The sequence below is a fragment of the Thermodesulfobium sp. 4217-1 genome (assembly GCF_039822205.1).
Lineage (GTDB): Bacteria > Thermodesulfobiota > Thermodesulfobiia > Thermodesulfobiales > Thermodesulfobiaceae > Thermodesulfobium.
Map to the genome: position 1 here is coordinate 15,812 of NZ_JBAGBW010000007.1, position 16,291 is coordinate 32,102.

The 16,291-nt window shown below is 35.7% G+C and carries 16 protein-coding genes; 6 read left to right on the top strand and 10 right to left on the bottom strand.

Translation table 11 applies throughout. The annotated features are described in order from the left end of the window. Positions 1 to 14: 14 nt before the first annotated feature. Both murI and V4762_RS04005 read left to right on the top strand, forming a co-directional pair. The gene (gene murI, locus V4762_RS04000) at positions 15 to 854 is read left to right on the top strand and encodes a glutamate racemase (protein WP_347314490.1); all 840 of its coding nucleotides are present in this window, start codon (positions 15 to 17) and stop codon (positions 852 to 854) included. Beyond that, positions 823 to 3,696, top strand: a complete 2,874-nt coding sequence (locus tag V4762_RS04005; RefSeq protein ID WP_347314491.1) for a [protein-PII] uridylyltransferase family protein — start codon at positions 823 to 825, stop codon at positions 3,694 to 3,696. The genes murI and V4762_RS04005 overlap by 32 nt, the downstream gene beginning before the upstream one ends. 3 nt (positions 3,697 to 3,699) lie before the next feature. On the opposite strand, the gene V4762_RS04010 is transcribed toward V4762_RS04005, so the two are convergent. Both V4762_RS04010 and V4762_RS04015 read right to left on the bottom strand, forming a co-directional pair. Continuing rightward, complete coding sequence (locus tag V4762_RS04010) at positions 3,700 to 5,049, bottom strand: aminopeptidase (protein WP_347314492.1); 1,350 nt, start codon at positions 5,047 to 5,049, stop codon at positions 3,700 to 3,702. 49 nt (positions 5,050 to 5,098) lie between these two features. Beyond that, positions 5,099 to 6,019: a radical SAM protein gene (locus V4762_RS04015; RefSeq protein ID WP_347314493.1), complete on the bottom strand. Its 921-nt coding sequence runs from the start codon at positions 6,017 to 6,019 to the stop codon at positions 5,099 to 5,101. Between the two features lie 194 nt (positions 6,020 to 6,213). Here V4762_RS04015 and fsa point away from each other — a divergent pair, with 194 nt between their 5' ends. Beyond that, a complete protein-coding gene (gene fsa / locus V4762_RS04020) occupies positions 6,214 to 6,867 on the top strand; it encodes a fructose-6-phosphate aldolase (RefSeq protein ID WP_347314494.1) in 654 nt (217 codons plus the stop codon). A 43-nt stretch (positions 6,868 to 6,910) separates the two neighbouring features. Here fsa and fbp read toward each other — a convergent pair whose 3' ends face one another. The 7 genes from fbp to rfbC all read right to left on the bottom strand — a co-directional run bounded on the left by fbp (position 6,911) and on the right by rfbC (position 12,484). Continuing rightward, positions 6,911 to 7,876 carry a class 1 fructose-bisphosphatase gene (gene fbp / locus V4762_RS04025; protein WP_347314495.1) on the bottom strand — a complete coding sequence of 322 codons (966 nt, stop codon included), beginning with the start codon at positions 7,874 to 7,876 and terminating at the stop codon, positions 6,911 to 6,913. Positions 7,877 to 7,878: 2 nt separating this feature from the next. Then, positions 7,879 to 9,294 (bottom strand): class II fructose-bisphosphate aldolase, encoded by a 1,416-nt coding sequence (locus V4762_RS04030; protein ID WP_347314496.1) that lies wholly within the window; start codon positions 9,292 to 9,294, stop codon positions 7,879 to 7,881. A gap of 72 nt (positions 9,295 to 9,366) precedes the next feature. Beyond that, positions 9,367 to 10,281, bottom strand: a complete 915-nt coding sequence (locus V4762_RS04035; protein ID WP_347314497.1) for a polymer-forming cytoskeletal protein — start codon at positions 10,279 to 10,281, stop codon at positions 9,367 to 9,369. Beyond that, complete coding sequence (locus V4762_RS04040; protein WP_347314498.1) at positions 10,278 to 10,745, bottom strand: hypothetical protein; 468 nt, start codon at positions 10,743 to 10,745, stop codon at positions 10,278 to 10,280. Before V4762_RS04040 ends, V4762_RS04035 begins: the two co-directional genes overlap by 4 nt. Then, entirely contained in the window at positions 10,735 to 11,289 is a 555-nt protein-coding gene (locus tag V4762_RS04045; protein ID WP_347314499.1) for an RNA polymerase sigma factor, read from the bottom strand. The genes V4762_RS04040 and V4762_RS04045 overlap by 11 nt, the downstream gene beginning before the upstream one ends. A 152-nt stretch (positions 11,290 to 11,441) precedes the next feature. Continuing rightward, positions 11,442 to 11,873 (bottom strand): ferritin-like domain-containing protein, encoded by a 432-nt coding sequence (locus V4762_RS04050; protein WP_347314500.1) that lies wholly within the window; start codon positions 11,871 to 11,873, stop codon positions 11,442 to 11,444. Positions 11,874 to 11,938: 65 nt separating this feature from the next. Continuing rightward, entirely contained in the window at positions 11,939 to 12,484 is a 546-nt protein-coding gene (gene rfbC, locus V4762_RS04055; protein ID WP_347314501.1) for a dTDP-4-dehydrorhamnose 3,5-epimerase, read from the bottom strand. 82 nt (positions 12,485 to 12,566) lie between these two features. On the opposite strand from rfbC, the gene leuC reads away from it, so the two are divergent. The 3 genes from leuC to leuB are packed head-to-tail and all read left to right on the top strand — an operon-like array spanning position 12,567 to position 15,396. Further along, the gene (gene leuC, locus V4762_RS04060; RefSeq protein WP_347314502.1) at positions 12,567 to 13,826 is read left to right on the top strand and encodes a 3-isopropylmalate dehydratase large subunit; all 1,260 of its coding nucleotides are present in this window, start codon (positions 12,567 to 12,569) and stop codon (positions 13,824 to 13,826) included. Continuing rightward, entirely contained in the window at positions 13,827 to 14,336 is a 510-nt protein-coding gene (locus V4762_RS04065; RefSeq protein ID WP_347314503.1) for a 3-isopropylmalate dehydratase small subunit, read from the top strand. Beyond that, positions 14,329 to 15,396, top strand: coding sequence for a 3-isopropylmalate dehydrogenase (gene leuB / locus V4762_RS04070; RefSeq protein WP_347314504.1), 1,068 nt, complete (start codon positions 14,329 to 14,331; stop codon positions 15,394 to 15,396). Before V4762_RS04065 ends, leuB begins: the two co-directional genes overlap by 8 nt. Here the strand turns inward: leuB and galU are convergent. Then, positions 15,391 to 16,263, bottom strand: coding sequence for a UTP--glucose-1-phosphate uridylyltransferase GalU (gene galU, locus V4762_RS04075; protein ID WP_347314505.1), 873 nt, complete (start codon positions 16,261 to 16,263; stop codon positions 15,391 to 15,393). The genes leuB and galU overlap by 6 nt on opposite strands. Between the last annotated feature and the right edge of the window lie 28 nt (positions 16,264 to 16,291).

A 16,291-nucleotide genomic window follows, 5' to 3' on the forward strand; every position in this document is an offset into this window, starting at 1 on the left:
GTGGAGGTTTTATCTTGAAAATAGGTATTTTTGACTCGGGGTTGGGTGGAGTAAACATCTTAAACTCTATTATAAATAGCAATTCGCCGCTAATAGACGACATATTCTATGTCGCTGACACCATAAATGTACCTTATGGGAACAAAGATACAGAACAGCTCGAATATATAGTAAAAAATATTATTTCCTTTCTGGAGAGTAAGGGCTGCGATTTAATTATCAGCGCTTGTAACACGTCATCATCCACAGTTTTAAATAAATTAAAACAAGACACCAGCACCCCTATAATAGGCACCATAGAGCCTACGGTAAGCTTCATAAAAGAAACCTTTCATCACAAAAACCTTATACTCCTTGCCACAAAGGCCACAATAGAGAGCCAGACCTTTGAGAGAGCGCTTGCTGCATCTGACTACGACATATATCCAGTAGCCTGTCCACAGCTTGTCGACGCTATAGAATTAAAAGATCCGTCCTTAGAAATAAAAGATCTTATAAAAAAGTATCTTCAAATAAATATAAACCTGCACGAACCAGTAGGCATATTATTGGGCTGTACACACTATCCTATAATAAAAGATGAGATTAACAATGTGGCATCTAAGATATTTTCAAGCAAAATAACAATTTTAGACCCCTGTACAAAGATTTCTTTTGAGGCTCTCAGTCTCTTACCGACAAGCAGCATCACAGATAAGCCAAAAAGAATTTTTATATACGACACATTTGACATAAATCTTTTAAAGAAGAAAATAGAATATTACTTTAGATTTGATAAGGTAAACGTTTATTTTGAAAAAATATCAAACATAACCCCATTAAATGAACTTAAAATCAGCCAACCTCAATATTAACCCAGAAGCTTTCTTCTCTTCGATTATCGAAAAACACAATCTTAAAATTACCGATATTGAGTTTACCAAAAATAATTTTTTAAGGATACTCGATCACTCACCATCCCCATATTTTCTATGCAGCGACCTGGTAAAAAGACCCCTTTTCGCATACAGACTTTTTACGATACTGTCTTCTAGCATTTATCTTACCAAAATACTTTTGCAGCATCCAAACTATATGGACTTGCTTAGCTCGGTAAATTTTGAGCTAAATCTGGACTTAGAAAGTTATATCCTTGAGGCTAAAAGAACTACTGAAATATTTAAAGGTTTTGAAAACAAGATAAATGCTCTTAAGAGGTTAAAGCTAAGAGAACATCTTAGAATTGCGACCAGAGAGATTCAGGGGAGCTTAGACCTAAAGAATTCCACCCTACAGCTAAGCGCCCTGTATGAGGCACTTTTGAGAGAGATTTTAAATGTATGTCACAGTCATCTTGAAGAAAAGCTTGATAAGAAAATGTCCCTTTTCACCGTTTTTTCTGGAGGGAAGCTTGGCGGCAGGGAGATAAATTACTGCTCTGACGTAGATCTTGTCTTCGTTTCATCTCAGGGTATAGAGTACGAAGAGGTTAAATTGCTAAATAAATTGGCAAGATTTTATATAAAGGTTCTCTCAGATTTTACCCAGGATGGCTTTTTCTTCCACGTGGACATGAATCTTAGGCCAGAAGGACCAGATGGAGCGCTGCTGCCAAAAGAAAATGCCTCAATCGAATATTGGAAAAAATGGGCAGATCCCTGGGAGTGGCAATCATTGATAAAGTTTAGACCTGTTGCAGGAGACATTAGTCTGGGCAAAGAAATCTTAAAATCTCTAAATAAAATAATATATCCAAATTTCCCATTGGAAAATAGAATAGATCAGATAATACAAATAAAAGAAAGAATAGAAAGCCAAATCTTAGATGACTCCTCAGAATTAAAAAGATCAGCAGGAGGTATTAGAGACGTTGAATTCTTGTGCCAGCTGTTTCAGACTCTTTATGGTCATATATACCCAGAATTACAAGAAGTAAACACAATTAAAGTTTTAGAAAAAATATTGAAATTTAGTTTTATATCAGAAGACGAATTTTATAAACTCTATAATGGCTATATCTTTCTAAGAAGGATTGAGCATCTTCTAATGATATACAACAATCAAATTTCTCACGAGCTCAGCAAGGATTGCGAGCAAAACAATATAATTAGCAAGCTTATGAATTTATATTCTGAAAGAGACCTTATAGAGAGCATAAAAGAGCATAAAAAAAATATAAGAAGCGTATTTGATAAATATTTTAATAAATATTCCTGGATTAAAAGAAAAAAATTAAACAAAGGCATCTCTCAAATAATCGAATTAGACGAAGATGGTTTGGAAGACGTTGAAAAGTTACTAATAGATTTTAACGACGAGATTTCAAAAGGCTTAAACACCTTTTCAGACATAAAAGAATCTTCTAAATATTTACTGTTATTAAAATTAGGCAGCACAAAATTTCAAGAGTCATTGTCCTATCAGCTCGAAGACTTGCTAATAGAAATATGCAAAACAAATCACCCAGACTACACCTTAAAAAATCTTTCTCTGTTTCTTTCGAATATGAAAGGAAAAGATACCTTCTTTCAAGTTTTTATGGACAATAAATATCTGAAAAACCTAATTCTTTCTTTCTCAAATTTTAGCCCATATCTATTGAGCAAAATTATAAATGAGCCAGAGTATCTTGACTATCTGATAGAAACGAAAGAATCTGACTTCGAGAGCATAAAAGATAGAGAAATCATATTCAACAAGAAAAATATTAGCAGTTCAATCTTTAGAGAGGTTTTAAATTTTTCCCAAAGTTACCTAACAAATATGAGAAATGAAACCTGGGTTCAAAAAGAGATTTCATACCTTGGCCAAAAGCTATGTGAACACTGTTTTTCCCAAAATGTTCCCGAAAACTACAAGGACAAAATTGCCCTTCTGGCTCTTGGAAATTTCGCAACTGGCAGATTGACCATAACCTCTGATTTGGATATATTGTTCGTTCACTCAGACCAGGACTCAGACGCAGATCCCTATACTTTACACAAAAATGCTCAAAAAGCTGTTATAAGCTTCCTAAATACTCACGAAAACACAAGCTTCCCTCTCTACTTCGATCCCAGACTCAGACCAGAAGGAGACAATGGAGAGGTAATAAGAAGCCTATCGGCTTATAAATTTTATTATGAAAAATATTTGGAGCCCTGGGAAAGAATTGCCTATTCAAAATTAAAATTTATTTGTGGAAACTTTAATCTCGCAAAATCTTTGATTATGTTAACAAGAGAATTTTGTTACAAACCGTTTTCTAAAGAAGAGTTGGAAGATCTATTGAAAATAAGAAATAGAGTAATAAATGAGAGAACAGATAAAAACTTAGATCCAAAAATGGATATAAAACTGGGACCAGGCAGTCTAATGGATATTGATTTCTTATTACAGGTCTATAGACTGCCTCTGGCAAAAGATTATAAGCCTCTAAGGCTGTCAGATCCCTGGCTAATTCTTAAAAATATGGATAATTTCGCACCATGGTCGCCAAAAGAGCACAGCATACTAAAAGATGCGTTCATCTTTTACAACAAGATGATCTTTGCCCTGAAATTCGTAAATGGAAATTCAAACAACATCCTTTTATCTGAAAGCGAATTATCAATCATAAAAAAAATGATAAAGTATAAGGACACGACCGATATAGTTGAATATTACAAAAACCTAACAACATCTGTAAAAGAGATATTTGATAAATACTTTATCCAGGCATCAAGTTTTAAAATTTAAAAATTATTTCATAGTCATAAAAGACTTGTATGCCTTATAAGTTTCATACAGATCAGCTTTTGACGATATCTCAAAAGGCGAATGCATAGAGATCAAAGCAGGCCCACAATCAAGGGTTTCAATATTGTGCTTTGAAATATACTTCGCAATAGTGCCGCCTCCGCCCTCATCTACCTTGCCAAGCTCTGCAATCTGCCAAAGTACTTTGTCCTTATTAAAAATATCTCTGATTTTGGCAACAAACTCAGTGTTTGCGTCATTGGAACTATATTTTCCACCATGTCCTGTAAATTTTGTAATAACTATACCGTTATTTATAAATGCTGCGTTATCAGCTTCATGAACGTCTTTATACATTGGGTTGACCGCTGCGCTAACGTCAGCTGATAGGCACTGCGAGTTTTTGAAAAAGTTTAAAATATTTATAAATGTAGGATCCATTCCCTTTCTTTTCAATATTTCTACAGCTATCTCATATATAAAGCTTGATTGTGCAGATGTATTTCCCTCGGATCCAATTTCTTCCTTGTCCACCATCAAGACTACCTGAGTTTTGTCAGATGCGTCAATATCGAAAAATGCCTTCAAAGAAGTAAAGGCGCATATCCTGTCATCCTGTCCATAGGCTCCTATCAACCCTCTATCGAATCCTATGTCGCGCGGTTCAAGGGCAGGCACCGCCTGAATCTCAGCACTTATAAAATCCTCTTCAACGATTTTGTATTTTTCATGCAAGTAATTTAAAATATTTAATTTAATCTGATCCTTTTCTTCCTCTGAATAAGGCAAAGAGCCACATATTAGATTAAGCTTGTTAGCATCGAATGCCTCTTTTACCAGCTTCTCATCTACAGCCTTTTTTGAAAGATGAGGCAAAAGGTCTGGTATTACGAAAACTGGATCGCCATCATCTTCGCCAATGTTTATCTCTACGATATCTCCACCAGGTTTTATTAAAAATCCGTGCAAAGAAATCGGAATATTTAACCACTGATATTTTTTAATCCCACCATAATAATGAGTATGAAATAAGCCAAAACCGCTATCCTCAAAAAGTGGATTCTGTTTTAGATCGATTCTTGGCGTGTCAATGTGACTTGTAACCATCCTCATACCAAAACCCTCTGAAAGCCTTACCAAGGCCACACTTTTATTTCTGTTTACAAGAATAAACTCTCTGTCTCTTTTGTGCTTAAGAAAGTACTCACTTACGAATTTTACAGTTTCTCTCTCAGTTTTACATATATGTAGAAATTTTTTATATTCTTGAGCAAAATCGAAAATAATTCCCTTATCTGCATTCAGCCATGCGTTCTTTTTCTTCCTAAATAAAGAGTCTTTTAAATCTGACATACCAACCTCCAGATATTTAAATTTTTCAATTTTGATAAAAAGTTAAAAGCTATTTTGTGACAATAAAATTCTTTCCCTCATAAACCTTTTGGCTAATTTTGCCCTCCTTAAACAGCTTATTTAATATTCTTGATATATCTTCATCATTTGCGCCGAACACGTCCATAAGCTCCTCTTTCGAACATGGTCTAATGCTCACCATCTTTGCAATAGAGAGCTCGAGAAACTCATGAAAATCCATATTTTTGTCTGCAAAGGGTTTAATCAATTCCGCATTTAGATCTTTGAGCTCAGAATAGATATGCATAAGCTCATAGTTTGTCAGTCTTTTTATCTCTTCTTCCGCAGGTGGTCTATCAATCGTCCCAATTTGAAACTTGTGAGGATTTATAAACTTTACCGCCCTCTTCAGATCTTCAATATCTTTCTGACTATCGTTAAAATCTTTTACAAACAAAACCTCCAGCCATACCTCGCCATTAAACTTGTCCCTAAATTCTTTTATCCCATTTATAATGTCATCAATCTTCAAACTGCCGTGCGCCCTATTGATTTTTTTAAAGGCTTCCTGATTTGCTGCATCCAAACTTGGTATTATTACATCAGCATCCATCAAATCTTCTTGCACATCAGCTAAATTTAAAAGGCTGCCATTCGTGAGCACAGCAATCTTGGCCAGATTAAAGCTCTTCACATACCTAATAAACCTGCCAATATCTTTGTTTAGAGTGGGCTCTCCACTGCCAGAAAATGTAATAAAATCAAATTTTCCCATTTTTTCATAATTTTCTTTAAAATCTTTTTCAATATCCTCTGGATTGTAAAAAGATCTCCTATCGTTTATAAGGCTTGTTGTCTTACCGACTTCACAGTAAACACAGTTGAAATTACATACCTTGTGTGGAATTATATTTATCCCAAGGCTCAAGCCAAGCCTTCTTGAGGGCACAGGACCAAATAAAAATTGCATAAGAACCTCCATAAAGATTATGTCTTGCTTATTTAAATTATATCATCAGACAAAGCGCTAAATTTTAGATTCTTATACCAGCAAAAATTAATATAAAAATAAACCAAAAAATTTAAGGTGTGCTTTTTACTGCGTGTGGATTTTTGAAAATAATTAATTTATAATAGTTAAAAAATTTTAAGGAGTGTGTAAATTTGGAATTATATTTAGATACAGCAAAAATAGAAGAAATAGAAGAAGGAGTAGAGCTTGGTGTTGTTTCAGGCGTAACCACCAACCCATCATTGCTTGCAAAAGCCAATCCGTCAGCCCCTATTGATCACCTAAAGAAGATTTGCAGCATTGTAAACGGTCCAGTAAGCGCAGAAGTGGTATCTACCAATTTCAAGGATATGATATCAGAAGGCTTAAAAATAGCCAAGATTGCAGAAAATATAGTTGTTAAGATACCTATAACCGAAGATGGGCTAAAAGCCACAAAAGTGTTATCAAGAGAAAATATCGCAGTTAACATGACGCTTATATTTTCAGAATCTCAGGCCATCTTAGCATCACTCGTTGGAGCAGCATATATAAGCCCTTTTATAGGCAGATTAGATGATATTTCTTATGACGGGATGAATCTGGTAAAATCAATATCTGAGATTTTAAACATAACGAATTCAAAGTCAAAAATAATTGCTGCAAGCGTTAGACATCCTCTTCACGTAGTACAGGCTGCCAAAGCAGGAGCTCACATTGCGACAGTGCCATTTAAAACAATTAAGCAACTTGTACAAAATCCATTGACCGACATTGGACTCGAAAAATTCCTAAAAGACTCAAAGGGGATATCTATAGTAAATTGAAGGCAAAAAGATAAAAAAGCTTCATCTATCTGCCCTCTGTTAATTATTTTTTGATATAGCCCATAAGATCGTCTATATCTTCCTTACTGCCCATAAAAACAGGCGTTCTCTGGTGAAGACTGGTGGCTTTTGTATTCAATATCTCATCATTGCCATCAGTTGCCCTGCCACCAGCCTGTTCTATGAGCAAGCTCATCGGTGCAGCCTCATAAAGCAGCCTTAATTTGCCGCAGGGATTTCGCTTGTCCCCTGGATAAGCGAAAATGCCGCCTTTAAGTAGGGTTCTGTGAACGTCTGCTACCATGGAACCAATATACCTTGCAGAATAATTATTGGACTTTATATTTTCAATATACTTTTTCAGAGAATCATCCCAACGCTGGGAATATCCCTCGTTAATAGAGTAAATTTTGCCTCTTGTAGGCATCTTCAGATTCGGATGAGAGAGAAGATATGAGCCCACCGATGGGTCGAGCGTAAACCCATGGGTGCCGTTCTTTGTAGTGTACATCATCATTGTAGAAGAACCATAGACCACATATCCTGCAGCAACCTGCTTATAACACTCCTGAAAAAAATTCTCTACCCCTTCACAATATTTTTTATATATAGAAAATATTGTCCCAACATTCACATTTACATCAATATTTGATGAGCCATCCAAAGGGTCCAGAGCAATTACGTATTTTCCATCTTTCCCCTTTTCTGGAAATATTGCATCGTCTACCTCTTCTGACGCCAGAGCATAGAATTCGCCAGAATCAGATAGGTGCTCAATTAGCCAGTTATTTGACAGTTGATCTAACTTTTGGACCTCTTCACCCTGAACGTTTATTTTTCCCAATTTGCCCAATATATCCGAGAGCCCAGCCTTTCTAATCCTTGAAGATATTATCTTTGTAGCATTTTCAATAGACATCAATGCTAAGCTCAGAGAACCAGTGGCCTGAGGAAATTGCCTTTCTTCTTCCAGAATAAAACGATTTAGATCGATGCCAATCTTAGACAATATCAGTCAGCTCCCTCTTCAAGTTTCAAAGAACGAAAATCTACATTTTTATTGGTTAAGTCGGTATTATTTTTGTACTCCACTTTAACTAATTTGATATATTTATCCGTATATGATTTGGTATCATAAACTTTTAATTGAGAGAAAAGAAAATCAATCTTTTTCTCTAATGCATCCAATATCTTATTTTTATCTACTTCGGGCAAATTCCACCACTTATCTTTTAGCGGACCAAATACTTTTTTCCTTGTTTTATAGATAAACTGTTCTTTTGTCATATTTTCTTTCCAATCTGACTTGAAATTCTCTTCTATAAACTTAAAGTTGTATTCTCTAAATTCTTCAGGAGCATAATCAAACATTATATTTTGAAACCCTGTAGCTAAGTGTATCTCAGCAGTTTTGTGCTTGGGAAAATTATTAAATAGCTCATCGGGCAGCGTTGAAGCACCATGTTGTACTGCTCCGCCTATGCCATATTTTTCTCTTGCGCGCTTTCCAATGGAATCCAAAACGCTAAAATCTAATTTCACGCTTGCTACAGAACCATCAGGCAAAGGAATTCCCCCATGGGCAGTGCCTGTTTGAACGCTTATTTTAGAAATTCCAGGCTTGGTATTCAGGTTAGAAAGGTATGCGTCCATAAAAGCTTCAAATTCATCTACTGTAGAATTTTTACCGCCAATATGACCGATCTCAGCTCCTACAGAAACATTTATTCCATTCGGCTGAATAGACCTAATAAAATCAGTCATCTTTGCAGTATTTATATAATTATGATATTGCTGTTCTACCAAAGTAGCTTTTGAATAGTCCACCAAGGTTGACGGATCGATATCTATATTGTAAAAACCTGCTTCAATAGCCTCCTGTGTGATTTTCTTTATCTTTTCTAATTCAGAATCCTGATCTGAAAAATAATTTTTGGAACTAAACTGAAAGTGATCTCCCTGAACGAAAATCGGACCCTTGTATCCTTCTTTAACGGCAGCCGATAAAATACAGGAAATATATTCCAAAGGTCTCTGAAAAGTGTAGTCTATCTCAGACCTTGCAATTTCAAATATCAAGGGCGATACCTTTCTCTCAAGAGCGACCTTAAATATTCTTCTTGCAAAGTCGTAAGTCAAACACCTAATGTTTATCGCAGGAACGGTAAACTCAAGAGCTTCTCCTCTTCCCTTTGCCATATACAGATCGTGAATAGATGAAGAAATAGCACCTGTCATATTTGCGTACTCTCTAATCAGAAGAAAACAATAATTTTTTAGCTCTGGATCTTCAGAAAATATCGCTGTCTTAATAAGGTCATCTATTACATCAGTTCTTAATTTGTCTTCGTTTAAAAAAAGCTTGCCACAACTCATTAGGCCATTGTCCTCAAGACACTTTATAATTTCTTCCTTCGCTCTAAACAAGCCAATCTCCCCTTTCGCGCTTAAAATCCTTCGCATATAAATATAAAACAAATATCAAAAAATATCAAATTTTCAGCAGTTCTTATACAGTAAAACGCTGTAAGAAAGGCCAAGCGATAGCCATATCAGATAGAACAAGCTGCCACTAAAAATTAATATTGTTAATGACAGGAATAAACATGAAATTACCACGTAGAAGTAATAAGGGATTTCCTTTTTCATAATAAAGTGCAATAGATTTCTAAAAATTGAATAAGAAAAAATTGAAATGCCTGGAACGCTTAATATTGACATAATAAATAAAAAGATTACACTTAAAAAAGGTGCTTCTCTTGAAAACCAGAAGATACTCGGAACTGACAAGAAGATAAAAAATGCAAAAAATATTGCTTTCAATGAAAATTTGTATATATAGTTATATTTGCCGATTATAACCTTTTTAAAAAATAGAAAGTATATAAAGCACATAAAGAAGATTAACACTGCGAAAAATATCTTAGCCTCAAAGCTGTTTAACAGCGTTCTAAAATCCAAGACAACCGCACCATCGTATCTCTTAACAAAAAACGGGCTAACATTTAAAAATGGTGGAGGGGTTCTTTTCGACGAAATCTCTAAAATATCACCTGTTTTAGCTCCACTATCCTTTTTCAACGATCCATTGTGAACTATAACCTTTCCATTTACTACAGCAGAATTTTTTAAAATAACATCAGACCTATAGGCTATTAGATCGCCGTTTATCGTTCCAGCTAACCTTAAAATTGCATCGTGAACGATAAAATCCCCACTAATCACCTGGCCCTGTTCAATGTTAATCTCTTTTTTTATCTGATCTTTTTTTAAATATCTCTCTTCATTAGGCTGATTTCCAAAACCTTGCTGACCTTGGGGCATCATTGGATTTTGTGCTTGGGCACAAGCAAGAGAAATTGATAAAAAAGATAATGTTATAAAAGCAAAAAATAAAAATATACTCTTTTTCAACTTAACAGTTCCTTTCTTTTTTTATAGACAGAAAATGCGATAAACATAAAAAAGCTGGTCATTATAAGATAGACCAAAGAAATATTGTTATACAAAACTGTCCATATAACTTCAAAAATATAGAAAACACTTTCTTCTATATCTACAGAAAATACCGAGTAATCAATGTTGCTCATAAAAATTGAGCCGATCAAGAACACAAAGAGCATAAAAGAGGCAAACATTATAGAATTTTTTATAAATGCTTCCTTTTCAATCCTATATATTATCAACGAAAAGAGGTCATCAGGAGCACTAAGAATTGGAAGGCTTTTTAGAGATGATGTCATCATTTGTGAAGTCTGTCTTAGATAAAGACAATCAGGACATTCCCCAACATGCGCCTCCAGTTCGTATAGCTGCTTTGATGTGATCATTCCAAGCTCTTCTAACCTTATAAGCTCTCTACATTCATCACAGCTCATAATCGCTCAACTCCTTATAAAGTTTTTTTCTACCTCTTGAAATTCTCATTTTAACTGTTCCCTCATCAACTGATAAAATATTTGAAATTTCCTTTATACTCAGGTCTTCTTGATAAAAAAGAACTATAGCTACCCTATAAATTTCAGGAATCTTTAATAGTGCTTTCTCTACAGCTTCCTTATTTTCATATCTTACAACCATATCTTCAGGTAACATAGATTCGTCAACTGGATCGAAACTCCTATCATCGTCCTCTGAGGTCAGGTCTTCAAAGGATGTGTATTCTTTCTTTACTCTTTTTTTATCTATATATAAATTTGTCAGCACTTTCTTAGACCACGGTATAAAAGGATAATTCGTGTCAAATTTATCCACGCTATTGTAAAACCTAATAAAGAACTCCTGTACGAGATCCTTTGCCTCTTCGGCAGATCCAGATAACCTATAAGAGAGTGTATAAATATAACTACTATACTTATTATAAAGATCTCTAAAAGCAACTTGATCTCCCGACTTTATCTTTAAAATTAAGTCTGAATCCATATTTTAGAAAGCACCTCATACAATCACCTTTATTCTATTTATATAAGTATATAACATTTACCAATGCTAAATAGAATACGATTTTAATATTAAAAAAGAAACAAAAAAAGGGAGCAAACATCTGCTCCCTTTAAGAAAATTTAAGCTTAATATTAATCCAAAAGATAGTTCTCAAATGACTGAAGATGTTCCATTTCTTCCAACAAGATTTTCTCAAAGAGCCTTTTGGTAGCCAGATCGTCTTGCTTCTTAGCAAAATTAATTATCTCTTTATAAAGCTTTATGGCTTCTTCTTCGGCCTTGATATCAAACTCAAGCATATCTTTCAGAGAAGAGCCCACTTCGATAGCATTTGGTTTAGTAGTAGGAGTTCCGCCAAGTGCGAAAAGATGTTCAGCAATGTCTTCAGCGTGTTTCATCTCAGTGATAGATATTTTTTTCATATCTTCACCAACAATCTTGCCTTTAAATCCCTTAGCCTGTATATGCTGCCACATATACTGAATACTAACCTGGATCTCACGAGCAATAGCCTGGTTTAACATTTCAAAAAGCTGTTCTTTTGCAGCCTTTTTCTCTGGCATCTTATTACCTCCTTGAATTCAATATAATATATTATATTACAAAATTCATAAAGTAATAATAGAAATTATTTTAGAAATTCTTCTTTAAAAGACTTTAATTTTTCATCCTGGGGCGAAATAATTGGCGTTTCCACTGGCCAGGGTATGGCTAAGAACTGATCGTTATATATCACGCCGCTGGAATTTTCGGGGGAATATTCTGAAGAAGTTTTATAAAGTACTATCGCAAAATCGCTCAACACACAAAATCCATGTAAAAATCCATCAGGTACAAAAAATAGATAATCATCGCTGTCGTGCAAAATAATAGTAAAATATTTGCCAAAGGTTTTTGATTCTCTTCTAACATCTACAACAGCATCAAATATACTTCCAGAAACGCATTTTACAAGCTTTGCCTGACCGTATGGCGCTTTTTGATAGTGCATTCCTCTTATAACGTCTTTTTTAGAAAAAGACAGGTTATCCTGAGAAAACTCCAGCTCGATTCCCATTTCCTTAAAATCAGAACTCTTGAAAGTCTCCTGAAAATATCCTCTATTATCAAAGAACTTTTTTGATTTTATTATCAGAAGGTCTTCGATCCCTGTTTCGATTTTTTCAAATGGCATTTTTCTCCCCTATTTAAATTATTTTTTTCATTTTATAATAAAAGTGGATTTTATAAAAGCATATTTAAGAAGGGAGTTAAAAATGGGCAAAACAGTTGCGGAAAAAATTTTTTCAAAGCACTCAAACAAAGACGTAAAATCAGGTGATTATACCCTTGCTAAAGTCGATATTGTTCTCGTAAACGATATTACAGGTCCTCTTAGCGTGATGGAGTTTCAAAAATTAGGCAATACAAAGGTTTTCGATAAGGAGAAGATAGCTATAATATGCGATCACTTCACTCCAAACAAAGATATTAAATCAGCTCAAAACGTTAAGATGCTTAGAAATTTTGCAAAGGATCAAAATATAAAGCACTTCTATGAGCCAGGGCACGTAGGCATAGAACACGTGATGGTTCCAGAATTGGGACTGGCCCGTCCTGGATATTTGATAATCGGAGCAGACTCACACACTTGTACTTACGGCGCACTAAACGCCTTTTCTACAGGAGTAGGCTCTACCGATGCTGGCATGGCAATGGCTACAGGAGACACATGGTTTAGAGTGCCGCCATCTTTTAAGGTAGAAATAGTAGGCAAACAAAAGAAATGGATTAGCGGGAAAGACGTAGTGCTTCACCTTATAGGAAAAATTGGCGTAGAAGGAGCAAACTATTTTGCTCTTGAATTTTGCGGTGAAGGGTTAAAGAATCTTTCTATAGACGACAGGTTTACCATCTCAAATATGGCAATTGAGTGTGGAGGTAAGGCTGGCATTTTTAATTACGACAGTGTAACAGAACAGTATTTGAATGATTTGGGCATAAAAGCACCCGATTACGTTGAAGCAGATAAAGATGCAAAATATGAAAATAGCATCACAATAGACTTAGGCAGCTTAGACTACACTGTTTCTCTTCCATTTTCTCCTGATAATACTACCAATATAAACAAGTTAGAAAAAACTTATGTGGATCAAGTAGTAATCGGTTCTTGTACAAATGGCAGAATTTCAGATCTAAGAATTGCAGCAGAAATAATTTCTAACAACAAAGTGAAGGATGGCCTCAGAGTAATCGTCTTGCCAGGAAGTCCAAAGGTCTATCTTGAAGCTCTAAGAGAAGGTTTGATAGAAAAGTTTATTTTAGCTGGCGCAGCAGTTTCTACGCCAACATGTGGTCCTTGTTTGGGCGGGCATATGGGCATCCTTGCAGAAGATGAAGTGTGCGTCTCCACCACCAATAGAAATTTCATAGGCAGAATGGGACACCCAAAGAGCAAGGTAGTTCTCGCTTCGCCTGCTGTTGCAGCGGCGTCTGCCCTAACTGGATACATAACTTCACCAGAGGAGGTAATATAAATGATTTTAGAAGGCGCGGCAAGACTTTTTGGAAACAATATCGATACAGATTTGATAATAGCAGCAAGATATTTAGCAGAAACCGATCAGACAGAGCTTGGTAAGAATTTATTTAGAGATCTTAGGCCAAATTTTCTAAATGAAATGAAAAAAGGCGACATAATAGTAGCAGGGAATAATTTTGGCTGTGGATCTTCAAGAGAGCACGCGCCATTGGCCATCAAAGGTGCTGGAATTAGCGCAGTCGTTGCCAATTCTTTTGCAAGAATATTTTTCAGAAATGCCATAAATGTGGGCCTGCCAATTTTTGTCACAAGTGAGAATTTAGACTCCATAGAAGAAGGAAACGTAATCTCAGTAAACGCATTAGAGGGCACGTTGATAAATAAGACGAAAAACAAGACATATAAATTCGACCCCTATCCAGAGTTCTTATTAAACCTTGTTGAAATTGGCGGACTCTTCAATTTCACGAAAAATCGTTTAGAGGCAGGTGCAAAAAATGCATAAAGTAGCATTCTTACCGGGAGATGGAATTGGTCAGGATTTAAAAGAAATTGTTAAACTATTTAGAGATAAGATTGAAGAAAAATACAGTTTTTCTTTTACGTTAAACGAGCTGCCAATAGGAGGAAACGCCATTGATTCTTTTGGGGATCCTTTGCCATCTGATACCCTGAAGGAGTGCAAGAACTCTGATGCAGTTTTATTAATCGCTGTTGGAGGCCCAAAGTGGGACAACAATCCTCCAAACCTTAGACCAGAAGCAGGACTATTGAAATTAAGAAAAAGTCTGGATGTTTTTTGCAATATCAGACCCATAAAGCTTTCAAAGCATCTAATACACCTGTCCTGTTTAAAATGTGAAACGGTAGACAAGGGCTTAGATATAGTTATATTGAGAGAGCTAACCGAGGGACTTTATTTTGGCGAACCAAGAGGAATTTATACTCAGCCAGATGGTTCAAAGGTTGCAATAAATACCATGTCCTACAGTTCTACTACAATCGAAAAGTTTGCTAAGATAGGCTTCAATCTCGCATCCTCAAGAAGAAAAAACCTAACTTCGATAGACAAAGCGAATGTTCTTGAGAATTCAAGACTCTGGCGCGAAGTAGTAGAAAATCTGTCAAAGTCTTACCCAGAAATAAGGCTAAACCACTTATACGTAGACAACGCTGCGCTTCAAATGATATACGATCCAAACCAATTTGACGTAATTATCACCGAAAATCTGTTTGGAGACATCCTTAGTGATGAGGGAGCTGCCCTGGTAGGCTCACTTGGACTTTTGCCATCTGCAAGCATAGGAGACAAAAAACCATTTCTCTATGAACCAGTTCACGGATCTGCGCCATCCATAGCAGGCAAAAACTTAGCTAACCCTATAGCTACTATATTCTCAATTGCCCTAATGTTTAGACTTAGCTTTGAGAGAGAGGATATCGCTCTTGACTTAGAAAATGCTGTCGAAAAGGTCTTAGAAATGAAACTTGGCACTGCAGATCTAAAAATGAAAAACACCGTCGGCACGAAAGAATTTGCAAACGAGGTTCTGAAAAATCTATAAATCTACACAAATTTCTTTTAGATGTTTTTTCATATCATCCTTAAACTCAGGGTGTTGAAGTGCAAAATCGACTGTGGCTTTTAGATATCCAATCTTTGAGCCGCAGTCATACCTCTTACCTTTAACCTCAACCCCTAACACCAACCTTCTCTCGCACAAAGTTCGAAGAGCATCGGTTAGCTGAATTTCGCCGCCCCTACCAGGTTTAGTCTCTTTTAAAATATCAAAAATTTCAGGAACAAGAATATATCTTCCAATTACCGCATAGTTTGATGGAGACTCATGAATCTCAGGTTTTTCAACTAAATCAGTAATTTTAAATACTCCGTCATCATCGGGAATTGGCTTTGCAACAGCTATCCCATAGCTGCTGACTTCTTCTTCTGGCACCCTTTCAAGGGCTAAGACTGGACTATGATATCTTTCATAAACGCTAATAAGTTGCTTCATAGCAGGAATTTCAGAACTTATAATGTCATCGCCAAGGACCACAGCAAAGGGCTCGTTGTCGATTACGGCAGATGACATAAGAACTGCATGCCCCAAACCCAATGGCTTTGGCTGTCGAACATAAATAAATTCGGCATCATCACGAATCTTGTCTACATCGGCAAGAAGGCTTGATTTGTCCTGGTCTTTCAATATAGACTCGAGCTCCCACGAGGCATCAAAGTAATCCTCGATAGGCCTTTTGTTTCTACCAGTAACGAAAATCATATATTTAACCCCAGATTCCAAAACCTCTTCTACTACATATTGAATCAAGGGTCTGTCTACAAGTGGAAGCATTTCCTTTGGAGACGCTTTTGTAGCAGGTAAAAATCTTGTTCCCATCCCGGCAACAGGAAAAACAGCTTTTCTAATCATAAAAAAACCTCCATCTTTATAAGTTTTA